Consider the following 24,802-nt stretch of genomic DNA (forward strand, 5'->3'; position numbering starts at 1 on the left):
CCCGCGGCGTTCGCACACCGTGTGCGCACCGGGCCCGCATATGCCGCGCGCACACTCTCCCCTCCGGCCCGCCGGGCGGCTTCACTCACCCTGTGCAGGCAAGGGATGTGAACCCCTACGGAAAGGAGCGGACTCGTGACCGCCGATCCCGAGCATCCCGTCGTCCATGGAGAACTCGCGGAGTTACGCCGTCGGCTCGACGTGGCGTACGCCCGCGTCGAGGGAGGTCTCGCGCTGCTCACGCACCGCACCGAGGAGACCGCCAAGGAGCTCGACGAACTGGGCTCCCGGATCGTCACCCTGGAGCACGCCCGCTGGCCGCTGCCGTCGATCGCGGCGATCACGGCCGTCGGCGCCCTCGTCGTGACGGTCTGGCAGGCCTTCGGACACTGAGACCCGCGCCGCGCGTGCGGTGACGACGGCCGTGGCCCGCCCGCGGCGCGCGCGGCGCCCCGCGCCCGCAGGGCTCGCGGGGCGCCGCCGGGCCTCACAGCCTGAGGTGGTGCAGGAGCAGTAACGCGGCCGCCATGTTGGCGGCCGGCACCTCCCCGCGGGCGACCATGTCGGGGACGAGCTTGAGCGGGACCCATTCGCGGCGCTCCGACTCGAAGTCGTCCACGGGGTGCCCGACGTACTCCCCCTCCTGCGACCAGTAGATGTGGTGGACGGCGTCGGTGAGCCCGTTGGACGGCTCCACGCTCAGCAGGTGGCGCAGGTGTCCCGGCCGCCAGCCGGTCTCCTCCTCCAGTTCCCGGGCGGCGGCGCGGACGACGTCCTCGCCGTCCTCGACGACGCCCGCGGCCAGTTCCCACCCCCAGCTGTCGGTGATGAAGCGGTGACGCCACAGCAGAAGGACCTCGTTGGCCTCGTTCACCACGGTGGCCACGGCGACGGGCCGCAGCCGTATGAGGAAGTGGTCGAGGTGCCGGCCGTCCGGCAGCGCGACATCCGCGAGGTTGACGCTGAACCAGCGGTTTTCATACACAGTTCGTTCGTTCTGTTTCGTCCACTGCACGGTTCTGCCACCTTCCGTTGAGTAAGTGGCAATATCGCAGCAGGAACGGTGGTGTGCCGGTGCTCGGGTCCGGGTCTGCGGCGGTGTCCGCACCCGTGTCTACAGCGGTACGCGCAGGGCCCCGTCGATGAGTTCGGCCGCCTCGGCCGTGCCCGCGCAGCCGCTGCGCACCAGGTGCTCGCGTACCGCCCTGAGTCTGTCGCGCAGGCGCTGGGACTCCATTCCCCGGGCCTGCTCGGCCATCCGCACGGCCGTCACCACCGCCTTGTCCGCGTTGCCCCGGCGCAGTTCGATGGTGCTCAGCATGGCGAGCCGGTGCACCCGGCCCCGGTCGTGGGCGGGGGTGCCGACGGCGGCCGCGGCGTGCTCGGCCGCCGCCGACAGGTCGCCGAGGCTCAACAGCGCCTCCGCGACCTGGACGTTGACCAGACCCGGCTGGACATAGCCGGTCTCGTCGGGCTCGTGTCCGCGCCGGATGCTCTCGGCGGCCGTCTCGGCACGCCGGATGCACGACAGGGCGCCGGTGCCGTCGCCGAGGTGGGCGTACGCCTTCGCCTGCATCGCGTACAGGTCGGAGGCGAGGGCGGGGGTGATGTGCCGGCCCGCGGTGCGCAGCGCGGCCTCCGCGAAGGCGACGGCCTGCCGGTACTCCCGCATGAACAGCGCCTGGTTGACGAGCAGCGCGATCACGTAGGCGCCGAGCCCCCGGTCGCCGCTGGCCTTGGCCGACCGCAGCGCCTGGTGGAAGTAGCGCTGGGCGAGGCCGTGCGCGTCGGAGTCGTACGCGCAGATGCCGGCGATCGCCACCAACCCGCCCGTGGCCCGGTGCAGTTGACGGCCCATCGCGTCGGTGTAGCCGCCGCGCAGCAGCGGGGCCGCCTCGGCGTTGAGGAAACCGACGATGCGGCTGCGGGTCGCCACCCCGCCGGTCTTGCGGTACATCTGCTCGTAATGGGCGCGGGCCGCGCGCAGCATCTCGATGTCGGCGGGGGTGACCCGGTGCCGGCCGCCACGGGAGACGTCGACGTCCTCGGGCGGGTTCTCCCACTCCCACACCGGCATCACCGCGGGCGTGCCGGTGACGGCGGGGGCGTCCAGGACGTGCGGGCGCTGTTGTTCGTCGGAGCGCCACAGGGCGGTGGCCCGCTCCACGAAGCCGGACAGCGAGGTGCCGTGGGGGGCGGAGGGCTCGCCCGGGACGCCGAGGCCGATGTCGTCGAGGGTGACGGACCGTTGCAGCCGTGCGGCGAGCACCTCGCAGATCAGGTCGGGGACCTGGCCGCGCGGCCGCTGGCCCTTCAGCCAGCGGGCGACGGCCGTGTGCTCGTACCGCAGCGCGAGTCCGCGGGCGCGTCCCGCCTGGTTGACGTGGGCGGCGAGCCCGGCGTGGGAGACGCCCGCCTCGTCCAGGATCGCGTCGAGCAGTGTGTTGGGCTGCATGCGGTGCCCCCCGGTGGCTCGGTGCCGACGGCGCCACTCACGGTAGCGGGTCCCGGTTCACACGGGGTGTGAACCGAGTGCGCGCGTCCGTGCTGTGCGCGCGCTGTCGCGGAGCGTTTCCGGCCGGTTGACTGAAGCGCCTCGCAAGAGGACCGCCGGGCCGTCGGCTCCCCCTCGAAAAGCGACGGCCCGGCGTCTCGCGGGCGCGGGCGGGCCGGCAGCGCCCGGCGCCGAGGACGCCGGCGTCCCGCCGACGGCCCCCGGGCGGCCCCTGACACACGGAATCGGACCGGCCCCGAAGGGCCGGTCCGATTCCGTCGGGTCCGGGCCGCGGGCGCCCGGAGGTCCGGGCTCCGCGGCGCGGCTCCCCGCACTCCTGGGGTGCGGGAGACCGCGCGACCGGCCGGCGGCCGGCGCTCGCCGCCGGTGCGGCGGCTGCCTAGCCGCGCAGGACCGCGCCGGTCCGCTCGCCCGCGAGGGCCACCGCCGCGTCCCGGGCGGCCGACGCCTCGTCGACCGTCAGCGTCCGGTCCCCCGCGCGGAAGCGCAGGGCGTAGGCGAGCGACTTGCGTCCCTCGCCCAGCTGCTCGGCGTTCTCGTAGACGTCGAACAGCCGGATGCCCTCCAGCAGTTCGCCCGCGCCCTCGCGCAGCGCGGCCTCGACGTCGGCGTGCGGCACGAACCTGTCGACGACGAGGGCGACGTCCTGCGTGGCGACCGGGAAGGTGGAGATGCTCGGCGCCTGGGGCGTGCCGTCGCCGGCCCGCTCCAGGACGTCCAGGTCCAGCTCCATCGCGCAGGTGCGCGCGGGCAGGCCCAGCGCCTTCAGCACCCGCGGGTGCAGCTCGCCGGCGTGCCCGACGACCCGCTCGGCGCCGTCGGCGACGACGACCAGCTCCGCGCAGCGGCCCGGGTGCCACGGACCGTACTGTCCGCCGCGGACCGTCAGCTCGGCGCCCGCCTCGCGGGCCACGGTCCGCGCGGCCTCGACGGCGTCGGCCCAGTCGGCCGGGCGGCCCCTGCCCCACCAGCCGGCCTGCTCGCGGGCGCCCGCGAGGACGACGGCGACGTGGCGCGGCTGCTCGGGCAGCGCGGCGTCGAGCGCAGCGAGCTCCTCGTCGGTCGGGCGGCGGTCGACCGGCAGGTGACCGGCGGCACGCCGCTCCTCGCCCGGGAGGAAGACCAGCCCGGTCTCGAACAGCGCGAGGTCGTGCGAGCCACGGCCGTCGTTGCGGCGCAGCGCGGCGAGCAGGCCCGGCAGCAGCGACGTGCGGAGCGCGGGCTCCTCGTCGTTGAGCGGGTTGGTCAGCCTGACGACGCGGCGGGCCGGGTCGTCGGCCTCCAGCAGGAGCTGGTCGAAGACCTTCTCGCCGATGAAGGGGTAGTTCGGCGCCTCGACGTAGCCCGCCCCGGCCAGTGCGCGGCCGACCCGGCGGTGCAGCCGCTGCCGGGGGGTGAGGCCGCGGCCCGACGGCGGCTTCGGCAGCGTGGACGGCAGGTTCTCGTAGCCCTCCAGCCGGATGACCTCCTCGGCGAGGTCGTTGGCCTCGGCGAGGTCGGGCCGCCAGGACGGCACGGTCACGATCAGCTCGTCCGCCCCGTACACGTCGCAGCCGATCTCCTGCAGCCGGCGTACGACGGTCTCGCGGCCGTAGACGACGCCCGCGACCTTGTCCGGGTGGTCCGCCGGGACCGTGACGGTGTGCGGCGCGGACGGCGCGACGACCTCGGTGACGCCGGCCTCGGCGGTACCGCCCGCGAGCAGCACCAGCAGGTCGACCGTGCGCTGCGCGGCGGCGGCCGCGGCCTGCGGGTCCACCCCGCGCTCGAAGCGCCGGGACGCCTCCGAGGACAGCTTGTGCCGGCGGGCCGTACGGGCGATGGAGACGGCGTCGAAGTGCGCGGCCTCGATCACCACGTCGGTCGTGGCGTTCTCCAGGTCCTCGTGGTCAGCGATCTCGGTGTTCGCGCCGCCCATGACGCCGGCGAGGCCGATCGGCCCGCGCTCGTCGGTGATGACGAGGTCCTCGGCGTGCAGCTTGCGGGTGACACCGTCGAGGGTGACGATCTGCTCGCCCTCCGCGGCCCGGCGGACGCCGATGGTTCCCCGGACCAGCTTGCGGTCGTAGGCGTGCAGGGGCTGGCCCAGCTCCGTCATCACGTAGTTGGTGACGTCGACGGCGAGCGAGATCGGGCGCATGCCGACCTTCTGCAGCCGGCGCTTCAGCCAGATCGGGGAGCGCGCCTCGGGGCTCAGGCCGATGACGGTGCGCGCGGTGAACCGGTCGCAGCCGACCGGGTCGGAGACCTGGACGGGGTAGCCGAAGGCGTTCGGGCCGGGCACGTCGAGCAGGGCCGGGTCGCGCAGCGGCAGACCGTAGGCGATGGCGGTCTCGCGGGCGACGCCGCGGAGGGACAGGCAGTCGCCGCGGTTGGCGGTGACGGCGATGTCCAGGACCTCGTCGACCAGCTCCAGCAGCTCGATGGCGTCCTTGCCGACCTCGGTCTCCGGCGGCAGCACGATGATGCCGTGGCTGCCGTCGTCGCCCATGCCCAGCTCGTCGCTGGAGCAGATCATGCCGTGGGACGTCTTGCCGTAGGTCTTGCGCGCGGAGATCGAGAAGCCGCCGGGCAGCGTGGCGCCGGGCAGGACCACGACGACCTTGTCGCCGACGGAGAAGTTGCGGGCGCCGCAGACGATCTCCTGGGGCTCTCCGGTGCCGTTGGCCCGGCCGACGTCGACGGTGCAGAAGCGGATCGGCTTCTTGAAGCCCTCCAGTTCCTCGATGGTCAGCACCTGGCCGACGACCAGCGGGCCCTTGAGGTCGGCACCGAGGTGCTCGACGGTCTCGACCTCCAGACCGGCCGAAATGAGCTTGGCCTGGACGTCACGGCCGGTCTCGGTGGCCGGCAGGTCGACGTACTCCCGCAGCCAAGAAAGCGGGACCCGCATCAGATCTCCATCCCGAACGGCCGGGTGAACCGGACGTCACCCTCGACCATGTCTCGCATGTCTTCGACGTTGTGGCGGAACATCAGCATCCGTTCGATGCCGAACCCGAAGGCGAAGCCGCTGTACTTCTCCGGGTCCACGCCGCAGGCGGTGAGCACCTTGGGGTTGACCATGCCGCAGCCGCCGAGCTCGATCCAGCCCTCGCTGGAGCAGGTGCGGCAGGGCCGGTCGGGGTTGCCGACGGACTCGCCGCGGCAGACGTAGCACACCATGTCCATCTCGGCGGACGGCTCGGTGAACGGGAAGAAGTTCGGCCGCAGCCGGGTCTTCATGCCCTCGCCGAACAGCGCCTGGACCATGTGGTCGAGGGTGCCCTTGAGGTCGGCCATGGTCAGGCCCTCGTCGACGGCGAGCAGCTCGACCTGGTGGAAGACCGGGGTGTGCGTGGCGTCCAGCTCGTCGGTGCGGTACACGCGGCCGGGGCAGATCACGTAGACCGGCAGCTCGCGGTCGAGCAGGGAGCGGATCTGGACCGGCGAGGTGTGGGTGCGCAGGACGACGCCGGACTCGGTGCCGCCCCGGGGGCCCTCGACGAAGAAGGTGTCGGCCTCACCGCGGGCCGGGTGGTCCGGCCCGATGTTCAGCGCGTCGAAGTTGAACCACTCGGCCTCGACCTGCGGGCCCTCGGCGACCTCGTAGCCCATGGCGACGAAGACGTCCTCGATGCGCTCCGAGAGCGTGGTGAGCGGGTGGCGGGCGCCGGCCGGCACGCGGTCGTGGGGCAGCGTGACGTCCACGGCCTCCTCGACCAGCACGCGCGCGTCGCGCTCGGCCTCCAGCTCGGCCTGGCGGGCGGCGAGCGCCTTGTTCACGGCGCCCCGGGCCTGGCCGACGAGCTTGCCCGCGGCGGCCTTGGCGTGCGGGGGCAGCGCGCCGATCTCGCGGTTGGCGAGGGCCAGCGGGGAGGTGCCGCCGGTGTGGGCGACCTTGGCCTCCTGGAGCGCGTCGAGGGAGTCCGCGGCGGCGAAGGCGGCGAGCGCCTCGTCCCGCATGCGCTCGATCTCTTCCGGTTTCAACGCCTCGACCTCGACAGGGTCGTACGACTTATTGGGTGCCGACATCTCTTCCCGTGCTTCCGATTGGCTGGCGGATGGTCCCCGTCACCGGCTCGTGGACAGTGCGTCATGGTTTTCGGGACACAAAGGTGCCAAAGGCCGAGTCTAACGGGGTGGAGGTGTACGAAGAGCCCGTGGGCCGTCAGGCGAGATACGCCGGGGCGCCCACGGGCAGCGTAAAGCGGAACTCGGCGCCGCCGCCGGGGGCGCGGCCGACCGTGATGGCGCCGCCGTGGGCCTCGACGATGCCCTTGACGATGTACAGCCCGAGGCCCGTCCCGCCGCGCTTGCTGCCCCGCCAGAAGCGGGTGAAGACGCGGTTCATGGACTCCTCCGGGATGCCCGTGCCCTCGTCGCTCACGGTGACCGACGTACCGGTGTCCTCCCCCTCCCGGGGGGACGCGGCGGGCGTGATGTCGATGGTGACGGTTCCCTCGCCGTGGCGCACGGCATTTTCGATGAGGTTGCTGAGCACCTGGTCGACCTTGTCGGGGTCGGCCCACAGGGCGGGCAGCGGCTGTTCGACGCGCAGCAGGAACCGGTCGGCGGGCTGCCCGGCGGCGACGTAGGCCTGGATGTGCCGGCCGACGGCGGCGCCTATGTCGACGGGCTGGCGGCGCACCTCCAGCCGTCCGCTGTCGATCCGGGAGATGTCCAGCAGTTCGGCGATGAGGCGGGTGACGCGGTCGGCGTCCGCGTCGACCGTCTCCAGCATCAGCCGTTTCTGGTCGTCGGTGAAGCGCGACCACTTGGCGAGGAGGGTGGCGGTGAAGCCCTTCACGGAGGTGAGCGGCGAGCGCAGTTCGTGGGCCACCGTCGCGATCAGCTCGGCGTGGCTGCGCTCGGTGCGGCGACGGGCCTCGGTGTCACGGAGCGAGACGACGACGCGCCGGACGGGTCCGGTGGGTTCGCCGCGGACGTACCGCGCGGAGACGAGCACCTCGCGTCCGCCCGGCAGCAGCAGGTTCCGCTCGGGCTGGCGCACCCGGATGGCGAGGCCGCCGTACGGGTCGGTCAGCTGCCACCAGCGCCGGCCCTCCAGGTCCTCCAGGGGCAGGGCCTTGTCGAGCCGTTGTCCCAGGGCCTCGGCGGCGGGAACGGCGGTGATGCGCTCGGCGGCGGCGTTGAAGCAGACGACGTGCCCGTGTTCGTCGGCGACGACGAGGCCGTCGGGCAGGTCGTCGGGGTCGATGCCGGGTCCGGCGGACTCACCGGCCGGTCGGGCCGCGGGCGGGCGCCGCGTGTCCCTGGCTCCCGGTGCGCTGCTCGTACCGGCACTCATCCCCGTACCCCACCTCCCTGACGAGGACCCCCGAGTCCGTCACCCTACTAGCTCTCGGTGACGGAGCGGCACCCTCCGGAGGCGCGCTGTGCACGGGCCGACGCATAGAGACATACGGCCGCGGCGGTGGCGAGGTTCAGGCTCTCGGCCTTTCCGTGGAGGGGGACGCGGACGACGGCGTCGGCGAGGGCGCGGGTCTCCTCCGGGAGTCCCCAGGCCTCGTTGCCGAACACCCACGCCGTGGGCCCGCCCATGGTGCCCTTGTCCAGCTCGTCGTCCAGGTCGTCCTGCCCCGCCCCGTCGGCGGCGAGGATCCGCACCCCGGCCTCCTTCAGCCCCGCCACGGCCTGCTCGACGGGCACCCCGACGGCGACGGGCAGATGGAACAGCGACCCCACGGAGGCGCGGACGGCCTTGGGGTTGTAGAGATCGACGGACGCGTCGGTCAGCACGACGGCCTCGGCGCCGGCCGCGTCGGCGCACCGCAGCACCGTGCCGGCGTTCCCCGGGTCGCGCACGTGCGCCAGTACGGCGACGAGCTTCGGGCGGGCGGCGAGGACGTCCTCGAAGGGGGTGTCGAGGAACCGGCAGATCCCGACGAGGCCCTGCGGGGTCACCGTGGTGGAGATGTCGGCGATGACCTGCTCGTCGGCGAGATGGACGCGGGCGCCGGCGGCTCGGGCCTCCCCCACGATGTCGGCGTACCGCTCCGCGGCCTCGACGGTGGCGAACAGTTCGGTCAGGGTGTCCCCGCCGTGCGCCGCCGCCTCCCGCACGGCCTGCGGCCCCTCCGCGAGGAACAGCCGCTCCTTCCCCCGGAAGTTCCGCCGGGCGAGCCGCCTGGCGGCGGCGACACGGGGGGAACGGGGGGAGATCAGCTCGGGGCTGGCGGGGGGCATGTTCTGTTCACCTTCGGAAGCTCGGTGGGTTCTGGTACCGCCGGGGTCTCGCTCGCCCGCGTCGGCGAGGTGCGGCTGCGGGTGACCGCGCAGCGCGGCGCCTGCGACCCCGGGGGCGCGGGGAACCGCGCGGTCGGCCACGGACGGCCCGCACCCGGATCGGCCGCCGGGGCGGGGCCAGCAGCAAAGGACCCGCAGGCTGACGCCTGCGGGTCCTTCGGTCACGTCGGCTCAGTGCCGGCGCGGCGTCACGCGGCCTTCGGCGCGTTCACGTCCGACGGCAGCGCCTTCTGCGCGACCTCGACGAGCGCGGCGAACGCACCTGCGTCGTTCACGGCGAGCTCGGCCAGGATCTTGCGGTCGACCTCGACGTTCGCGGCCTTCAGACCCTGGATGAAGCGGTTGTAGGTCATGCCGTTGGCGCGGGCAGCGGCGTTGATGCGCTGGATCCACAGCTGACGGAAGTCGCCCTTGCGCTTCTTGCGGTCGTTGTAGTTGTAGACCAGCGAGTGGGTGACCTGCTCCTTGGCCTTGCGGTACAGGCGCGAACGCTGACCGCGGTAGCCGGAGGCCTGCTCGAGGATCGCCCGGCGCTTCTTGTGGGCGTTGACTGCCCGCTTGACGCGTGCCACTTGTTAACTCCTTGTAGCGGGGCCGTGGTGGTCCTCACACGGCCCGGAAACGATTGGGTCCCGGTCGGAGGTCAGGCGCGGAAAGGGGCCGCACCCGACGCGTCACTTGCCGAGAAGCTTCTTGATCTTCGCGGCGTCGCCCGGGGCCATCTCGGCGTTGCCGGTGAGGCGACGCGTCACTCGGGACGACTTGTGCTCGAGCAGGTGGCGCTTGCCGGCGCGCTCACGGAGCACCTTGCCGGAGCCGGTGACCTTGAAGCGCTTGCTGGCACCGCTGTGCGACTTGTTCTTCGGCATAGCGCCGTTCTCTCCTCGTCGGTGGCGCTCCGGTGCCCGGTCGCGAAAACCGGGCACGGGTGGAGCGTCGCTCTTGTATCGGTTACGTCCAGGGGACTGGCGTCCCGCGGATCACGCCTCGGCAGGCTCCTCGGCCGGCGTCTCGGCATCGGCAGGGTTCTGCGAGCGGCCGGGGTTGGCCTTCGCCTCGGCCTTGCGGGCCTCCTGCGCCTGACGGGCCTCGGCCATCGCCTCGGTCTTCTTCTTGTGCGGACCGAGAACCATGATCATGTTGCGGCCGTCCTGCTTCGGGTTCGACTCGACGAACCCGAGGTCCTGGACGTCCTCCGCGAGCCGCTGGAGCAGTCGGTAGCCGAGCTCCGGCCGGGACTGCTCGCGACCACGGAACATGATCGTGATCTTGACCTTGTCGCCCTGCTTGAGGAACCGGACGACGTGACCCTTCTTGGTGTCGTAGTCGTGCGGGTCGATCTTCGGCCGGAGCTTCATCTCCTTGATGACCGTGTGCGCCTGGTTCTTGCGCGCCTCACGGGCCTTCATGGCCGACTCGTACTTGAACTTCCCGTAGTCCATGAGCTTGCAGACCGGCGGGCGGGCGTTCGCCGCGACCTCGACCAGGTCCAGGTCGTACTCCTGCGCAAGCTCCAGTGCCTTGGCCAGGGGGACGATGCCCACCTGCTCGCCACTGGGACCGACAAGTCGCACCTCGGGAACGCGAATCCGGTCGTTGATGCGGGGCTCGGCGCTGATGGATCCTCCTCGGTAGCACCACGCGGCGGTCTGGCGGACGGCCGCGTAACGTCTGTGTCGTTAGACCTATAACCACGCCGAAGCACAAAAAATGCCCCGAACGATCACAGGCGGGGCTCCCAACACTTCCGGAGCACCGACGCGAGGACCGCGGGGCGCACTACCGGGCGACTCCATCGTCCGTACGGAACGATGGCGGCCGCCTGACCGGGGTGACCCGCCTCCCCGGAGGGTGGTCGGGTGGGAGTTCGGAGCCTCCACTTGTGGGCCGGGCCCGCCTGCTGAGGGGCACGCGTGTCCGACCGGTCGTTAGTCGAGATTAGCAGGTGGCGCCGGGAAGGGCGAATCGGAGCGGCCCGGGGCCAGGTGCGTGACCGGGGCCCCCTGCACCTATCGTGTGGGACATGAGTGAGACCTCCCCCTCGGACTCCCCCGAGACCCCCGGCGCCGCCGGTTTCGACGAGATGACCCGCGACATCGCCGAGGTGCCCGCGGTCGAGGTGATCGTGACGGTCGCCGTCAACCTGATGAGCGCCGCCGCCGTGAAGCTCGGTCTGACCGAGGAGGGCGACAAGTACAAGGACCTGGACGAGGCCCGCAAGCTGGTCACCGCCCTCGCCGGTCTGCTCGACGCGAGCGCGACGGAGATCAGCTCGTTCCACGCGGCCCCGCTGCGCGACGGCCTGAAGTCGCTCCAGCTGGCGTTCCGCGAGGCGTCGGTCGTCCCGGACGAGCCGGGCCAGGGTCCGGGCGAGAAGTACACCGGCCCGGTCTACGGCTGACCCTCACCCCGCACGTACAGGGGCTCGCCCGGAGGCGTCGTCCCGGCCGGCAGCAGTGCCAGGTCGAGGCCGCGCACCAGGCGGGCCCTGAGTGTTTCGTCGGCGGCCAGGCGCCCGGCCACGGCCCGGGCGGCCTGTGCGGGAGCGGCGGCCGGGTCCAGGACGAGGGCGAGGGTGCCGTCGGCCTGCCCTGGCCCGAGGTGGGCACGGAGCACGGCGGGCTCGGCGGCCACGGCGGCCCGGACCGCCTCCCGCACCGCCGGGTCGGCGAGCGGGTCGGCCGTGGTGCGGCCCTCGGCGAGGGCGAGCAGCGCCGGTCCCGTCAGTTCGAAGGCCACCGGGCCGGCCAGGTCGAGCACGACGGTGTCCGCCTTCTCGTGCGCGGCGGCCTGCAGGGCCTGGTGCAGGGGTACGGCGACGGGGCGGGCGGCGGGGTCCCAGCGGGCGAGCGACTCGGTGGAGGTGAAGGCGGGCAGGGCCGTGCGGTCGCCCGCCCTGAGGGTCGGAACGGCCATGTCGCTGGTCTTCTCGCGGCGCAGCCCGTTCTCGTCCTCCTCGACCTCTCCGAGCACCGCCACGACGGGAACGAGCAGCCGGGCCCCCTCGAGGGCCTCCAGCACCGGGCCCACGGCGGTGCGGTCCTCGGCCCAGGCGGCGAGCGCGGCGCTCAGCCGGGGGTCGGCGGAGCCGTCGTCGTCGGAGAAGCCGGGGTCGGGAATGTTCTTGTTCGCCACGGTGCCGACCCTATCGGGGGGATGCTGCCGGGCTCGTGCGGGGCCGGTGACACGGTGGTGACCGGGTTCACGGGTTTCTCAGGGTTCCCTGACCCGGATCTCACGTGCGTCCCAGGGGAGGCACAGCCGGCGCCCCCACCATCACGGGCATGCAGCCTTCCCGAGCACGTCGCGGCCGCGCTCGCCCGTCCCGGTACCGCCGCCCCCTTCTCTGGTCCGCGCTCGCCGCCGTCGCCGTCCTGGGCGTCGGCGCGGGTGGGACCGTGTACGTGACGGCCGGGGCGCACTCCGGCGGGGACGCCCTGCCGTCGTCGGCGCCGTCTCCCTCGGCGTCGGGACCGGCACAGGACGAGGAGGCGGGGAAGTCGGTGGAGCCGATGGCGGAGCCCGGGGCCGATCACGACGCGCTGCTGGCGGCGGCCATGGAGTCGGTGACCGTGCCGGACGGCGCGGCGGTGTCCGTGGCCGTGCTGGACGTGGACTCCGGGGAGAGCGCCGTGTACGGGACGGCGGCGTTCGACACGGCGAGCATCGTGAAGGTGGACATCCTGGCGGCGCTGCTGCTGCGGGCGCAGGACGAGGGGCGTCGTCTCACCGCGCAGGAGGAGGCCTGTGCCGCCGCGATGATCGAGAACAGCGACAACGACTCGGCGTCGACCCTGTGGCGGGCCATCGGCACGGCCCGGGGCCTCGACGCCGCGAACGAGCGGTTCGGGCTCACGGACACCGAGGGCGGCGACGGCATGCTGTGGGGGCTGACGCAGACGACGGCCGCCGACCAGCTCATCCTGTTGCGGCAGGTCTTCGGCGAGGACTCGGCGCTGAGCGAGGCCTCGCGGACGTATCTGCGGGGGCTGATGGGACGAATAGCCGTCGGGCAGCGGTGGGGGGTCTCGGCCGCCGCGGACGGTGCGTCGTGGGCACTGAAGAACGGGTGGCTGCCGCGGTCGGCGACCGGACTGTGGGACGTCAACAGCATCGGACGGGTGACCGCCGGCGGCCACGACCACCTGGTGGTGGTGCTGTCGAACGGCACCGCGACGCAGGCGACGGGCATCGCGCTGGTCGAGGCGGCGGCGAGGGCGGCGGTGTCGGTGTTCACGGACGGGACCGCCACGGCCCCGGCGTCGGCAGCGGCGGCTGCGGCGTCGGCGCCGGTCACCGCCGCATCGGCATCGGCATCGGGTGCGGGCTCGGCTTCGGGTGCGGGCTCGGCATCGGGTGCGGGCTCGGCATCGGGTGCGGTTTCCGCTTCGGGGTGACTAGAACGTCTCGTACCGCCGGTGGCGGCCGCGCCACAGCACCACCGCGGCGACGAGCAGCGCGCCCCCGGCGCCGCCGGCGAGCGGGCCGGCCCAGCTCGACGCGCCGCCGTCGGCCTTCTCGGCGTCCGGACCGGACCCGAAGTACTTCTCGCCGTAGGACGCGGACCGCAGGCCCTCGGGCTCGAGGCCGGCGGCGGCCTCGATGGCGGCGGCCGGGTCGACGAGGCCGAAGCCGCGGGAGTCGTCCCGCCCGCCGGTGGGCGAGTTGCGGGCGGTCTCCTCCAGCAGCTTCTTGATCTGCGCCGGCGTCAGCCCCGGGTGGGCGGCCTTGACGAGGGCGACGGCGCCGGAGACGAACGCGGCCGCCGCGGAGGTGCCCCAGCCCTGGTAGTACCGGTGGTCCGGGTCGGCGATCACGACGTCGACGCCGGGGGCGCTGACCGTGGCGTACCAGCGGCGGGTGGAGAAGGACGCCCGGGTGCCGTAGCGGTCGACGGCGGTCGCGGCGATGACGCCCGGGTAGGCGGCCGGGTAGGAGATGTGGTCGCCCTTCTCGCCGCCGTTGCCGGCCGAGGCGACGACCACGGAACCCTTCTTCAGGGCGTACTGGACGGCCTCGTCCTCGGCGGGCTCGGGATGGGCCGAGGCGGAGTCGTCGCCGAGGGAGAGGTTGATGACGTCGGCGCCCTGGTCGGCGGCCCAGCGGATGCCTTCGGCGAGGGCGTTGCCGCGGGTGTTGCGGGCCTTGGTGCGGGCGGGGTCGCCGTCCTCCAGGATCACGCGGACGGGCAGGATCTTCGCCTCCGGGGCGATGCCCAGGACGCCGTCGGCGTCGGCGGTGCCGTGTCCGTGGCCGGCGATGATGCCGGCCATCGCGGTGCCGTGGCGGGCCCAGGCGCGGTCGCCGGGCCCGGCGCCGAAACCGACCAGGTCCTTGCCGGCCAGGACGTTGCCGTCGAGGTCGGGGTGGTCGGACTCGACGCCGGTGTCGAGGACGGCGACGGTGACGCCCGCGCCCTTGGTGGTCTGCCAGACCTCGTCGGTGTGCAGGGCCTCCAGCCCCCACTGCTGGTCGCGGATGCTGTCGGCGTGCGCCGGGGCGGCGGGCAGGAGGGCGACGGAGGCGGCCAGCAGGCAGCACAGCAGGCCGGTCCGGCGCGTCGTCGTGCGGCTGGTGCGGCTGCTGCTCATGAGGGCTGCTCCGAGGGCGAGGCGACGGTCCTGCGCAGGGCGCGCTCGATGCGGTCGGCGAGGCCCTTGGCCTCGTTGCCCAGGCCGGCCTGGGCGGGGGCCGTGCCGGCGCCGGACGCGGTGGCCTCGGCGGCCGGCTGCGGGGTGGCGACCGTACGTCCGTCGGCCCAGCCGGAGACGGCGTAGACGACGACGGGCGCGTCGGTGAGGACGGAGATCGTCCACGAGGCGCGCTGCCGGTCGCCGAAGCCGGCGGCGACCGTGTCCTGCGCGGCGTACGCGCGGGGCACCAGGTCGGTGCGGCGGGCGAGGCCCTCCTTCGCGAACCGGGTGTCGAGCGCGCGCATGCCGGCCGCGTCCGCCTTGGTGAACAGCAGTCCGACGGTGGTGACGTGGCTCTGGGTGGCGTCGGTGTAGGTGGCGCGCAGCAGACGGGTGCAGCCGACCGGCGCGAGCGCCTTGAGCAGCAGCGGGTCGAAGGCGTCGGCGCAGCCGCCGTCGGGGGCGACGGCGATCCGCGTCCAGGTGCGGTCGGCGCCGCCGGGGCCCGCGCCCTGTCCGTCCACGGTGGGCGGGAACAGCTGGTCGACGGGCACGTTGTGCCACAGGTCGGCGGCGGCGGTGTAGGCGCCCCGCTCCCCCGCCTCCGCGGAGTCGCCGACGAGCCAGCTGCCGGTGACGGCTCCGCCGATGAGTCCCAGTCCGAGGACGACGCAGGCGGCGGCCGCGACGGTCCGGCCCCGGTGGGTGCGGGGGGAGCCCCCGGGCACCTCCGGTTCGGCGAACGTGACGACGGGCCGGGTGGCGCCGGGCCGCGGGGGAGCGCTCCAGGAGAGGGCGGGGTCGGGGGCGACCGGGCCGTTCCGCGCGGGCGGCGGGGCGGTCGGGGACTCGGCCTGCCGGGGGACCCGCGCGGTCGCCGGCGCTTCCGGGGCGCCGGCGTCGGGGTGGCGGGCGGGCGCGGCCGGGGTCCAGGCGGGCCCGGAGTCGTCGGCGGCGGGGGGTTCGGGCACGGGGTTCGTGGGCGTCCACGCGGGCCGGCCGTCCTCGTCGGGCGCGTCGGGACGACGTCCGGGCACGGCGGTGGACAGGGCGTCCCGGGGTGCCTGGGCGGGGCTGGGCACCCAGCCCCGCGGGAGGGGGGTCCAAGCCGTTCCCGAGCCGGGGGGCCGGGTGGTGTCCGGGGCGTCCGCGCCCTCGGCCGGGCACACGGGGGCGGAGTCCTCCGCGCGGGTCCCCTCCGCGCGGGCGGGACGCACACCGGCCGCACCGGCGGGACGTCCCGCGCCGGGTCCGCCGAGGCGTCCGGCGCCGGGTCCGTCGGGGCGGGCGCCGGCCGCGCGGACGGGGTCCGCCCCGGAGGGACGGACGGAACGAGCCGGATCCACGTCGGCGGGGCGAGCCGGGTCAGTGCCGGAGGGTCGGGGGCCGTCCGGGCGGGCCGGGCGGTGCGCTTCCGCGCCGGCCGGGCGAGCCGGGGCGCCGTCGGCGGAGCGCGTACCGTCCGGGCCGGCCGAACGGTGAGCCTCCGCATTGGCGGGGCGAGCCGGGTCCGCGCCGGGGGAACGCGGGCCGTCCAGGCGGGCCGGACGGTGAGCCTCCACACCGGCCGGGCGGGCCGGGGCACCACCGGCGGAACGCGGGCCGTCCAGGCGGGCCGGACGGTGAGCCTCCACACCGGCCGGGCGGGCCGGGGCACCACCGGCGGAACGCGGGCCGGCCGGGCGGGGCCCCGCCGTGCCTGCGGGGCGGGCCGCACCGGTCTCGGCAGGCCGGGCCCCGGCAGGGCCGACAGGACGAGCCGGGTCCGCGCCGGGGGAACGGGGGCCGTCGAGGCGGGCCGGACGGTGCGCTTCCGCGCCGGCCGGGCGAGCCGGGGCGCCGTCGGCGGAGCGCGTACCGTCCGGGCCGGCCGGGCGAGCGCTCCGCGGGTCCCGGTGGGGTGCGTCGTCGGGGCCGGCCGGGGCGCCGTCACGGGGGGACGGGCCGGTGGAGCCGGGGCGGGCGGCGGGGGCGGTCCGGCTCGTCGACGGCGGGGCGTCCGGGAAGCGGGCCGACGCGGGCGGCGGGGGCGGGGTCATCGGGTCCGTGGCCGACGGGTCCGTGGTCGGCGGGTTCGGGACCGACGGGTCCGTGGCCGGCCGGTTCGGGAAGCGGGGGGCGGGGGGCGCCGGTTCCGGGGCGGCCGGGGGGTGGTCCTGCCGCGCGGGGGGCACGACCCGGCCGGTCCGGGGCGCGGTGTCGCCGGCGCCGGCCGCGTCCCGCGCGGGGCCGGACGCGTGCCGGGACGCGGCCGGGCTCTCCGTCCGGCCGCCGTCGCGCCGCGACGAGGTCTCCGCCCGCTCGGGCGCTGCCGTCCTCGGCGGCCTGGCCGGGCGCGGCGGCGCCGTCGGCCGTGGCGGTGCGCCGGAGGCGGGGCGGGTGTCCGGGACCGGAGGGGAGGACGGGGGTGGAGGTGTGGTGGGGGCGGGAGGGGCGGTGGGGCGCGGGGGGACCGAGGCGCGGTGAGCGTCCGTGCTCATGCACCCCCCGTTTCCTCGTGCCCGGGCCGTCGTTCTCCCGCGCGGGCCCTCGTTCGCCGTGCCGCGCGGCCCGGTGCGGACGTCCGGGTCCGTCCGGGCACGCATACCCGCACGGGCGGGCCGGCATCCCGGCACGGCTGCCCGGCCGGAGCCGTTCGTCCGTGCGTGCGCGTCACTCTACGGCTTGTTCCTGCGCGGACGGGAACCAGTCCCGCCACCCCGGGGGCATCTGCCCGGAACATCCCCCTACCCCGTGGTAATCCGGTCTGGCAGGCTGCGTCCATGACTGCGCGCGCCGCCGACCGGGCCCGTTACGACCGGGCCACCGCCCATCTCGACGCCCCCCTCGCCCTCGTGGACCTGGACGCGTTCGACGCCAACGCCGACGACATCCTCCGCCGGGCGGGCGGCAAGCCGGTCCGGGTCGCCAGCAAGTCCGTCCGCTGCCGGGCCCTGCTGGAACGCGTCCTGGCGAAGGACGGCTTCGCGGGCGTCATGTCGTTCACCCTCGCCGAGTCGCTGTGGCTGGCGCGCTCCGGGTTCGACGACATCCTGCTCGCCTACCCCTCGGCGGACCGGGCCGGCTTCGCCGAGCTGGCCGGCGACCCCAAGCTCGCCTCCGCCGTCACCGTCATGGTCGACGACGTCGCCCAGCTCGACCTGATCGACGCCGCGCGGGCCGGCGGAAACGAAGTGGTCCGGGTCTGCCTGGAGTTGGACACCTCCCTGAAGCTGCTCGGCGGACGGGTGCGGATCGGCGCCCGGCGCTCCCCGCTGCACTCCCCCGCCCACATGGCCGACCTGGCGCGGGCGGTGGCCCGGCGGCCGGGATTCCGGCTGGTGGGGATCATGGCGTACGAGGGGCACGTCGCCGGCGTCGGCGACGCGGTCGCGGGACGTCCGCTGCGGTCGCGCGCGGTCCGGCTGATGCAGTCCGCCGCGCGCCGCGAACTCGCCGGGCGGCGGGCCGCCGTGGTGCGCGCGGTGCGGGCCGTGGCGCCGGATCTGGAGTACGTCAACGGCGGTGGCACCGGCAGCGTGCAGCACACCGCCGCCGAGGACGCGGTGACCGAGATCGCGGCGGGGTCGGGCCTGTACGTGCCGCGGCTGTTCGACAACTACACGTCGTTCAGGGGCCGTCCGGCCGCCCTGTTCGCCCAGCCCGTCGTGCGCAGGCCCGGGGTGGGGGTGGTCACCGTCCTCGGCGGCGGGTATCCGGCCTCCGGTGCGGCCGGGACCGACCGGCTGCCGGTGCCCTGGCTGCCGGAGGGGCTGCGCTACGACCCGCAGGAGGGTCCCGGCGAGGTGCAGACGCCGTTGCTCGGCTCCCCCGCCGACGACCTGCTGATCGGCGACAAGGTGTGGTTCCGGCACGCGAAGGCCGGTGAGCTGTGCGAGCGGTTCGACGTGCTGCACCTGGTCGAGGGGGACACGGTGACGGCGACGGTGCCGACGTACCGGGGCGAGGGCCGCACGTTCCTGTAGTCCGGCCGGCGCCGCCGGTCCGGCGGCTCAGCCGGTGGGTCCGATGCCGCTGCCGACGCCCCCGCCGGTGTCCGCGTCGCCGATCGGGCGGATGCCCTCGGTGATGCGGTCCATGTCGGCGAGCGGCGGCCCGTCCTCGCCGGCGTCGAAGACGAAGCGGACGAGGACCGGGGCCTCGGTGCCGACGGTGGAGGGGAAGACCAGGGACTGCACGTAGCCGCCGGGTCCCTCGGCGGTCGTCACCCGCCAGCGGACGTAGTACCCGGCGCGGCCCGCGACCGCGACCTGCCCGGAGGCCACCACGCTGTGGGACTCGACGCCGCCGAAGGGCCGCCGGCCGAGGAGGTCGCGGTCGTAGGCGTCCTCGGCCGCGTCGGCGATGTCGCTCTCGGCGAGGGCCTCGGGCGAGGTCTCGGCGGTGTCGGTGACCGTGCGGGAGAGGACCAGACCGTGCCGGCAGACGCCGCCGTCGCCCGGGCAGTCGTAGGTGCCGTCGGTGGTCATGACGACGTCGGGCACGGAGACGTACTCCGGGAGGACCCAGCCGTCGGGCAGCGGGAAGGTGATGCCGTTCAGCTCGTCGACGACGACCGACGGGTCCTCGGCGGACGGCCCGGCCGTGGCCGTTGCCGGGCCGGTGGACCCGGTGGCCGACGCCGGCGCGGTGGCGGCGGTCGGGCCCGCGGCCGGCCGCGGGCCGTCCCCGTCGTCCCCGCCGAGGACGACGACCCCCGTCACGATCGCCGCCACGAGGACGGCCCCCGCCACGGCCAGGGCGACGGCTCCGGCCCGGCCGGGACGGCCGCCCGCCGCGGCGGGCGGCGGGCCGAAGCCCCCGGGCGCCCGCGGCGCCGGGGCCTGCGGAGCGCGCCGGTGCTCCGTCCAGGCCGTGCCGTCCCACCAGCGTTCCCGGTGGGGGGCCGACGGGTCGCGGTACCAGCCGGGCGGGGTCGTCATGCTCATCCCGGCACTGTAGGGCCGGCCCTACAGGGGTGTGACGTAGGCGCCCGAAATACCGCCGTCGACGAGGAAGTCGGCGGCGTTGACGAAGGAGGAGTCGTCGCTGGCCAGGAAGGCGACGGCGGCGGCGATCTCCTCGGCCTCGGCGAACCGGCCGAGCGGGATGTGGACGAGGCGGCGGGCCGCCCGCTCGGGGTCCTTGGCGAACAGCTCCCGCAGCAGCGGGGTGTTGACCGGCCCCGGGCACAGGGCGTTGACGCGGATGCCCTCCCGCGCGAACTGCACGCCCAGTTCCCGGGACAGGGCGAGGACACCGCCCTTGGAAGCCGTGTACGAGATCTGCGAGGTCGCCGCGCCCATCCGGGCCACGAAGGACGCCGTGTTGATGATGGAGCCCTTGCCCTGGCGCCGCATGTAGGGGAGGGCGGCCTTGCAGCACAGGTAGACGGAGGTGAGGTTGACCTCCTGGACGCGCTTCCAGGCCTCCAGGCCGGTCTCCAGGATGGAGTCGTCGTCGGGCGGGGAGATGCCGGCGTTGTTGAAGGCGACGTCGACGCTGCCGTAGGTGTCGTGGGCCGCCCCGAACAGTGCCTCGACCTGGGCGGGGTCGGTGACGTCGGCCTTCACGAAGATGCCGCCGGCCTCCTCGGCGGCCGCCTTGCCACGGGCCTCGTCGACGTCGCCGCAGACGACGTGGGCGCCCTCGGAGGCGAGGCGGCGCGCGGTGGCGAGGCCGATGCCGCTGCCGGCTCCGGTGATGACGGCGGTGCGGCCGACGAGCCGGCGGCAGATGATCTCTTCGGTCACTGTGCGGGGCCCTCCGTGCTGATGAAGACGTTCTTGGTCTCGGTGAAGGCGGCCAGCGCGTCCGGGCCCAGCTCGCGGCCGACGCCGGACTGCTTGAAGCCGCCGAACGGGGTCCAGTAACGGACGCTGGAGTGGGAGTTGACGGACAGGTTCCCGGCCCGGACGGCCTGCGAGACACGCAGGGCGCGGCCCACGTCCCGGGTCCAGACGGAACCGGAGAGGCCGTAGTCGGTGGCGTTGGCGAGCCGGACGGCGTCCGCCTCGTCGTCGAAGGGCAGGACGACGGCGACGGGTCCGAAGACCTCCTCGACGGCCACGCGCGCGTGCGGGTCGACGCCGGTGAGGACGGTCGGCGGGAACCAGAAGCCGGGCCCCTCGGGGGCCTTGCCGCGGATGCCGGGGGCGGCCGGGTCGACGTACGCGCGGACGCGGTCGAGCTGGACGCGGGAGATCAGCGGGCCCATCTCGGTCCGCTCGTCGGACGGGTCGCCGACGAGGACGGACTCGACGGCGGGGGCGAGCAGGCCGAGGAAGCGGTCGTGGGCACTGCGCTGGACGAGGATGCGGGTGCGGGCGCAGCAGTCCTGGCCGGCGTTGTCGAGGAAGGACAGGGGTGCGGCGGCCGCCGCGGCCTCGAGGTCGGCGTCGGCGAAGACGATGTTGGGGCTCTTGCCGCCGAGTTCCAGGGTGACGCGCTTGAGGAGGGCCGAGCCCTTCGCCAGCACCTGCTTGCCCACGGCCGTCGAGCCCGTGAAGACGATCTTCGCGACGCCCGGGTGCTCGACCAGGGCGTTCCCCGCGACGGGGCCGTGGCCGGGCAGCACCTGGAACAGGTGCTCGGGAAGGTCTGCTTCCAGGGCCAGTTCGGCCAGGCGCAGCGCCGTCAGCGGGGTCGTCTCGGCCGGCTTGAGGATCACGGCGTTGCCGGCGGCGAGCGCGGGGGCCGTGGCCCAGGCCGCGGTGGGCATCGGGAAGTTCCAGGGCGCGATCACGCCGACGACGCCCAGCGGTTCGAGGAACGTGACGTCCAGGCCACCGGCGACCGGGATCTGACGGCCGGTCAGGCGCTCGACGCCCCCGGCGGCGTAGTCGAGCAGGTCGCGTACGTTGCCCGCCTCCCAGCGGGCGTTGCCGACGGTGTGCCCGGCCTCGCGGACCTCCAGCCGCGCCAGTTCCTCCCGGTGCGCGTCGACCGTCGTCGCGAACCGCCGCAGCAGCCGGGCCCGGTCTCCCGGCGGCAGCGCGGCCCACTTCGTCTGCGCGGCGGCGGCCCGTACGACGGCGGCGTCCACGTCGGCGGCGCTCGCGGCGGGGACGGTGGCGACGACCTCCTCGGTGGCCGGGTTCAGGACCTGGAGCTCGGGTGCGTACTCGTGGGACAAGAGCGGCCTCACATGCGTTCGAAGGAGCGGCGCAGCTCCCAGTCGGTGACCGCGGCGTCGAAGGCCTCCAGCTCGACGCGGGCCATGTTGCGGTAGTGCGCGACGACCTCGTCGCCGAAGGCGGCCTCGGCGATCGGGCTGGTCTCCCACAGCTCGGCGGCCTCGCGCAGGGTGGTCGGGACGTGCTCGTGGCCGGCGGCGTAGGCGTTGCCGGTGCAGGGCTCGGGCAGCTCCAGCCGCTGCTCGACGCCGTACAGGCCGGCGGCGACCAGTCCGGCGACGGCGAGGTGCGGGTTGACGTCGCCGCCGGGCAGCCGGTTCTCGAAGCGCAGGGAGCGGCCGTGGCCGACGACGCGCAGGGCGCAGGTGCGGTTGTCGTGGCCCCAGGCGACGGCCGTCGGGGCGAAGGAGCCCCGCTGGAACCGCTTGTAGGAGTTGATGTGGGGGGCGTAGAGGAGGGAGAAGTCGCGCAGGGCGGCGAGCTGGCCGGCGAGGAAGTGGCGCATGGTGTCGGTCATCCCGCCGTCCTCGGCGGCGAAGGCGCTGCGGCCGTCGGCGTCCGTGAGCGAGAGGTGGATGTGGCAGGAGTTGCCCTCGCGCTCGTTGTACTTGGCCATGAAGGTGAGGGAGCAGCCCTCCTGGGCGGCGATCTCCTTGGCACCGGTCTTGTAGAGGGCGTGCTGGTCGCAGGTGACCAGGGCCTCGTCGTAGCGGAAGGCGATCTCGTGCTGGCCGGGGTTGCACTCGCCCTTGGCGGACTCGACGGTCAGGCCGGCGCCGGCCATCTCGTTGCGCAGGCGGCGCAGCAGGGGTTCGACGCGGCCGGTGCCGAGGATGGAGTAGTCGACGTTGTACTGGTTGGCCGGGGTGAGTCCCCGGTAGTGGGCGTCCCAGGCCTGCTCGTAGGTGTCCTTGAAGACGATGAACTCCAGCTCGGTGCCGACCTGGGCGGTGAGCCCGTGCCCGGCGAGGCGTTCCAGCTGGCGGCGGAGGATCTGGCGGGGGGCGGCGACGACCGGGGAGCCGTCCTCCCAGGCGAGGTCGGCGAGGAGCAGGGCCGTGCCGGGGTGCCAGGGCACGCGGCGCAGGGTCGTGACGTCGGGTCGCATGGCGAAGTCGCCGTAGCCCCGGTCCCAGGAGGACATCGCGTATCCGTCGACGGTGTTCATCTCGGTGTCGACGGCGAGGAGGTAGTTGCAGCCCTCGGTGCCGTGGTGGAGTACCTCGTCGAGGAAGAAGCGGGCGGCGAACCGCTTGCCCTGGAGGCGCCCCTGCATGTCGGGGAAGGCCAGGACGACGGTGTCGATCTCACCGCCCGCGACGAGGGCGTGCAGCTCCTCGACGGCGAGCGGGGGTGTGCGGTCTGCCACGGGAGGGCCTCCTCGGGCTTCCTCGGCTCTGCGGTGGTGGGGCTCGTGCGGGCGCGCCGCGCCGGGGGGCGGGTCGGCGGTGCCGGGGGACGGGCGGGGTGGGGGTGCGGACCGGGACGGGTGGGGAGGTGCGAACCGTACGGGGGCGGGGGGCGGACTGTACGAGGTTCGTGCGGGGTTCGTCGGGCGGCCGGGAGCCATAAGGTATTGCGGAGAACCATTGCTTGGGAAGGGGGCGCGACCGGATGCCGGTGGACGCCGACGGCGGTGCGGACGACCGGTTGACGCCGGTGCTGCGGCCGGTACGGGCCGGGAACGGCTTCGAGGAGGCGCTGGAACAGATCCTCCAGGTCGTACGGCTGGGCCTGGTGCCGGGCGGGGAGCGGCTGCCGGCCGAGCGGGACCTGGCGGAGCGGCTGGGGATCAGCCGGGTCACGCTGCGCGAGGTGCTGAAGGTGCTCCAGGAGCAGGGCCTGGTGGAAGCCCGCCGGGGCCGGTACGGCGGAACGTTCGTGCTGCCGCGCACGGACGCGGGCGGCGAGGACGAGCTGCGGCGGCGCGTTGCCGAGGTCGACATCGAGGACGTGCTGCGTTTCCGGGAGGTGCTCGAGGTCGGCGCCGCGGGCCTGTGCGCCGCCCACGGGCTCACCGCCGAGCAGGCGGCGCGGCTGCGCGAGGCGCTCGCCCGCACCCGGGACGCGCCGCTGACCGACTACCGCCGGCAGGACACGCTGCTCCACCTGACCCTGGCCGAGCTGTGCGGCTCGCCGTCGCTGGCGACCCGGTACGCGGCGGTCCGCGCGACGGTGAACGACCTCCTGGACTGCATCCCGCTGCTCGTCCGCAACCTGGAGCACTCGCAGCGCCAGCACGCGGCCCTGGTGGAGGCGGTGCTCGACGGCGACGCCGAGGGGGCGCGGGAGACGATGCGGGAGCACTGCGCGGGCACGGCGGCGTTGCTCAGGGGGTTCCTGGCGTGACCGGCGGGCTTGTTCAATGGTCCGGGTCGAGTCCATTCGAGGGCGGGAGAACAGGGGTATGGCGAACGGCACGGGCAGGCCGCTGATCGGCGTCACCACGTATCTGGAGACCGGGGCCCGGTGGAACACGTGGCAACTGGACGCGGCACTGCTGCCGGTCGGGTATCCACGGCTCGTGCAGCGGGCGGGCGGCCTGGTCGCGATGCTGCCGCCGGACGCGCCCGAGCACGCGGCGGCGACCGTGGCCCGGCTGGACGGCCTGGTGATCGCGGGCGGCCCGGACGTCGAGCCGGTCCGCTACGGCGCCGAGCGGGACCCCCGGACGGGTCCGCCGTCACGGGAGCGGGACGCGTGGGAACTCGCGCTGGCCGCGGCGGCGTCCGCCGCCGGCATCCCGCTGCTGGGGATCTGCCGGGGCATGCAGCTGCTGAACGTCGCCCTCGGCGGGACGCTGGTCCAGCACCTCGACGGGCACGCGGAGACCGTGGGCGTCTTCGGCCGGCACCCGGTCAAGCCGGTGCCGGGCACGCTGTACGCCGGCCTCGTCCCGGAGGAGATGTCGGTGCCGACCTTCCACCACCAGGCCGTGGACCGCCTCGGCACCGGCCTGGTCCCGTCGGCGCACGCGGCCGACGGGACGGTGGAGGCGGTGGAGCTGGCGTCCGGGGGCTGGGTGCTGGGGGTGCAGTGGCATCCGGAGATGGACGAGGACCTGCGGGTGATGCGGGGGCTGGTGCGGGCCGCGGGGGGATGAACTCGGCGGGTCCGGGAGCGCCGTCGGGCCGGTCCGGGGGCGCGGCCGCCCGATCCGGCCCCTCCGGCGCCCGAGGACGCGGCCCCTCGACCCGGCCCGTCCGGGGAGTCCGAGGACGAGGCCCGTCCGGGGCCGGCGGGGGTCCGGGCGCGGCGGCCCCGCAGACGACGGGGTTCCCCCGCGCGAG

22 protein-coding genes are annotated in these 24,802 nt (G+C 74.7%); 6 read left to right on the plus strand and 16 right to left on the minus strand.

The window, feature by feature from the left end; all coding sequences use genetic code 11:
- Positions 1-135: 135 nt before the first annotated feature.
- The gene (locus ACH4F6_RS18830; protein WP_397961322.1) at positions 136-393 is read left to right on the plus strand and encodes a hypothetical protein; all 258 of its coding nucleotides are present in this window, start codon (positions 136-138) and stop codon (positions 391-393) included.
- Positions 394-487: 94 nt separating this feature from the next.
- Here ACH4F6_RS18830 and ACH4F6_RS18835 read toward each other — a convergent pair whose 3' ends face one another.
- The 9 genes from ACH4F6_RS18835 to infC all read right to left on the minus strand — a co-directional run bounded on the left by ACH4F6_RS18835 (position 488) and on the right by infC (position 10,383).
- Complete coding sequence (locus tag ACH4F6_RS18835; RefSeq protein WP_397961323.1) at positions 488-1,015, minus strand: NUDIX hydrolase; 528 nt, start codon at positions 1,013-1,015, stop codon at positions 488-490.
- 99 nt (positions 1,016-1,114) lie between these two features.
- Positions 1,115-2,455 carry a transcriptional regulator gene (locus ACH4F6_RS18840; RefSeq protein ID WP_397961324.1) on the minus strand — a complete coding sequence of 447 codons (1,341 nt, stop codon included), beginning with the start codon at positions 2,453-2,455 and terminating at the stop codon, positions 1,115-1,117.
- A gap of 439 nt (positions 2,456-2,894) precedes the next feature.
- On the minus strand, positions 2,895-5,408 hold the full coding sequence (gene pheT / locus ACH4F6_RS18845; protein WP_397961325.1) for a phenylalanine--tRNA ligase subunit beta: 2,514 nt from the start codon (positions 5,406-5,408) through the stop codon (positions 2,895-2,897).
- Complete coding sequence (pheS, locus tag ACH4F6_RS18850) at positions 5,408-6,529, minus strand: phenylalanine--tRNA ligase subunit alpha (protein WP_397961327.1); 1,122 nt, start codon at positions 6,527-6,529, stop codon at positions 5,408-5,410. Before pheS ends, pheT begins: the two co-directional genes overlap by 1 nt.
- Positions 6,530-6,665: 136 nt before the next feature.
- Complete coding sequence (locus tag ACH4F6_RS18855) at positions 6,666-7,805, minus strand: ATP-binding protein (protein WP_397961328.1); 1,140 nt, start codon at positions 7,803-7,805, stop codon at positions 6,666-6,668.
- Between the two features lie 47 nt (positions 7,806-7,852).
- Complete coding sequence (locus ACH4F6_RS18860) at positions 7,853-8,704, minus strand: TrmH family RNA methyltransferase (protein WP_397961330.1); 852 nt, start codon at positions 8,702-8,704, stop codon at positions 7,853-7,855.
- Between the two features lie 248 nt (positions 8,705-8,952).
- Positions 8,953-9,336, minus strand: a complete 384-nt coding sequence (gene rplT / locus ACH4F6_RS18865; protein WP_003989074.1) for a 50S ribosomal protein L20 — start codon at positions 9,334-9,336, stop codon at positions 8,953-8,955.
- A gap of 102 nt (positions 9,337-9,438) precedes the next feature.
- Positions 9,439-9,633, minus strand: a complete 195-nt coding sequence (rpmI, locus tag ACH4F6_RS18870) for a 50S ribosomal protein L35 (protein WP_004933563.1) — start codon at positions 9,631-9,633, stop codon at positions 9,439-9,441.
- Between the two features lie 111 nt (positions 9,634-9,744).
- A complete protein-coding gene (gene infC, locus ACH4F6_RS18875) occupies positions 9,745-10,383 on the minus strand; it encodes a translation initiation factor IF-3 (RefSeq protein ID WP_397961530.1) in 639 nt (212 codons plus the stop codon).
- 404 nt (positions 10,384-10,787) lie between these two features.
- Between infC and ACH4F6_RS18880 the strand changes: the two genes are divergently transcribed.
- Complete coding sequence (locus ACH4F6_RS18880) at positions 10,788-11,165, plus strand: DUF1844 domain-containing protein (RefSeq protein WP_397961331.1); 378 nt, start codon at positions 10,788-10,790, stop codon at positions 11,163-11,165.
- Here the strand turns inward: ACH4F6_RS18880 and ACH4F6_RS18885 are convergent.
- Positions 11,156-11,899 (minus strand): SseB family protein, encoded by a 744-nt coding sequence (locus ACH4F6_RS18885; protein ID WP_397961332.1) that lies wholly within the window; start codon positions 11,897-11,899, stop codon positions 11,156-11,158. The two genes, ACH4F6_RS18880 and ACH4F6_RS18885, sit on opposite strands and share 10 nt — an antisense overlap.
- Positions 11,900-12,048: 149 nt before the next feature.
- On the opposite strand from ACH4F6_RS18885, the gene ACH4F6_RS18890 reads away from it, so the two are divergent.
- On the plus strand, positions 12,049-13,161 hold the full coding sequence (locus ACH4F6_RS18890; protein WP_397961333.1) for a serine hydrolase: 1,113 nt from the start codon (positions 12,049-12,051) through the stop codon (positions 13,159-13,161).
- Here the strand turns inward: ACH4F6_RS18890 and mycP are convergent, their stop codons facing one another.
- Both mycP and ACH4F6_RS18900 read right to left on the minus strand, forming a co-directional pair.
- Positions 13,162-14,355: a type VII secretion-associated serine protease mycosin gene (mycP, locus tag ACH4F6_RS18895; protein WP_397961334.1), complete on the minus strand. Its 1,194-nt coding sequence runs from the start codon at positions 14,353-14,355 to the stop codon at positions 13,162-13,164. It lies immediately after the preceding gene.
- On the minus strand, positions 14,352-15,479 hold the full coding sequence (locus tag ACH4F6_RS18900; RefSeq protein WP_397961335.1) for a hypothetical protein: 1,128 nt from the start codon (positions 15,477-15,479) through the stop codon (positions 14,352-14,354). Before ACH4F6_RS18900 ends, mycP begins: the two co-directional genes overlap by 4 nt.
- A 1,680-nt stretch (positions 15,480-17,159) precedes the next feature.
- Between ACH4F6_RS18900 and ACH4F6_RS18905 the strand changes: the two genes are divergently transcribed.
- On the plus strand, positions 17,160-18,362 hold the full coding sequence (locus ACH4F6_RS18905) for an amino acid deaminase/aldolase (RefSeq protein ID WP_397961336.1): 1,203 nt from the start codon (positions 17,160-17,162) through the stop codon (positions 18,360-18,362).
- Positions 18,363-18,389: 27 nt separating this feature from the next.
- Here ACH4F6_RS18905 and ACH4F6_RS18910 read toward each other — a convergent pair whose 3' ends face one another.
- From ACH4F6_RS18910 to ACH4F6_RS18925, 4 genes are read right to left on the minus strand one after another with little or no spacing between them, the layout of a single operon-like run.
- Positions 18,390-19,319: a DUF2510 domain-containing protein gene (locus ACH4F6_RS18910; protein ID WP_397961531.1), complete on the minus strand. Its 930-nt coding sequence runs from the start codon at positions 19,317-19,319 to the stop codon at positions 18,390-18,392.
- Between the two features lie 27 nt (positions 19,320-19,346).
- A complete protein-coding gene (locus ACH4F6_RS18915) occupies positions 19,347-20,129 on the minus strand; it encodes a 3-oxoacyl-ACP reductase (RefSeq protein WP_397961337.1) in 783 nt (260 codons plus the stop codon).
- Positions 20,126-21,511, minus strand: coding sequence for an aldehyde dehydrogenase family protein (locus ACH4F6_RS18920; RefSeq protein ID WP_397961338.1), 1,386 nt, complete (start codon positions 21,509-21,511; stop codon positions 20,126-20,128). Before ACH4F6_RS18920 ends, ACH4F6_RS18915 begins: the two co-directional genes overlap by 4 nt.
- An 8-nt stretch (positions 21,512-21,519) precedes the next feature.
- On the minus strand, positions 21,520-22,881 hold the full coding sequence (locus ACH4F6_RS18925) for a glutamine synthetase family protein (RefSeq protein WP_397961339.1): 1,362 nt from the start codon (positions 22,879-22,881) through the stop codon (positions 21,520-21,522).
- A gap of 245 nt (positions 22,882-23,126) precedes the next feature.
- Between ACH4F6_RS18925 and ACH4F6_RS18930 the strand changes: the two genes are divergently transcribed.
- A complete protein-coding gene (locus tag ACH4F6_RS18930; protein ID WP_397961340.1) occupies positions 23,127-23,861 on the plus strand; it encodes a FadR/GntR family transcriptional regulator in 735 nt (244 codons plus the stop codon).
- Positions 23,862-23,919: 58 nt separating this feature from the next.
- Positions 23,920-24,615, plus strand: coding sequence for a gamma-glutamyl-gamma-aminobutyrate hydrolase family protein (locus ACH4F6_RS18935; protein ID WP_397961341.1), 696 nt, complete (start codon positions 23,920-23,922; stop codon positions 24,613-24,615).
- Positions 24,616-24,802 lie beyond the last annotated feature (187 nt).

Origin of the sequence: Streptomyces sp. NPDC017936 (genome assembly GCF_044328485.1) — a bacterium.
GTDB lineage: Bacteria > Actinomycetota > Actinomycetes > Streptomycetales > Streptomycetaceae > Streptomyces.

What these genes read in the sequence shown, in the direction of transcription:
- ACH4F6_RS18840 (WP_397961324.1), bottom strand. Translation starts at nt 2,455, where the DNA reads ATGCAGCCCAACACACTGCTCGACGCGATCCTGGACGAGGCGGGCGTC.
- pheT (WP_397961325.1), bottom strand. Translation starts at nt 5,408, where the DNA reads ATGCGGGTCCCGCTTTCTTGGCTGCGGGAGTACGTCGACCTGCCGGCC.
- pheS (WP_397961327.1), bottom strand. Translation starts at nt 6,529, where the DNA reads ATGTCGGCACCCAATAAGTCGTACGACCCTGTCGAGGTCGAGGCGTTG.
- ACH4F6_RS18855 (WP_397961328.1), bottom strand. Translation starts at nt 7,805, where the DNA reads ATGAGTGCCGGTACGAGCAGCGCACCGGGAGCCAGGGACACGCGGCGC.
- ACH4F6_RS18860 (WP_397961330.1), bottom strand. Translation starts at nt 8,704, where the DNA reads ATGCCCCCCGCCAGCCCCGAGCTGATCTCCCCCCGTTCCCCCCGTGTC.
- rpmI (WP_004933563.1), bottom strand. Translation starts at nt 9,633, where the DNA reads ATGCCGAAGAACAAGTCGCACAGCGGTGCCAGCAAGCGCTTCAAGGTC.
- ACH4F6_RS18880 (WP_397961331.1), top strand. Translation starts at nt 10,788, where the DNA reads ATGAGTGAGACCTCCCCCTCGGACTCCCCCGAGACCCCCGGCGCCGCC.
- ACH4F6_RS18890 (WP_397961333.1), top strand. Translation starts at nt 12,049, where the DNA reads ATGCAGCCTTCCCGAGCACGTCGCGGCCGCGCTCGCCCGTCCCGGTAC.
- mycP (WP_397961334.1), bottom strand. Translation starts at nt 14,355, where the DNA reads ATGAGCAGCAGCCGCACCAGCCGCACGACGACGCGCCGGACCGGCCTG.
- ACH4F6_RS18905 (WP_397961336.1), top strand. Translation starts at nt 17,160, where the DNA reads ATGACTGCGCGCGCCGCCGACCGGGCCCGTTACGACCGGGCCACCGCC.
- ACH4F6_RS18910 (WP_397961531.1), bottom strand. Translation starts at nt 19,319, where the DNA reads ATGACGACCCCGCCCGGCTGGTACCGCGACCCGTCGGCCCCCCACCGG.
- ACH4F6_RS18930 (WP_397961340.1), top strand. Translation starts at nt 23,127, where the DNA reads ATGCCGGTGGACGCCGACGGCGGTGCGGACGACCGGTTGACGCCGGTG.
- ACH4F6_RS18935 (WP_397961341.1), top strand. Translation starts at nt 23,920, where the DNA reads ATGGCGAACGGCACGGGCAGGCCGCTGATCGGCGTCACCACGTATCTG.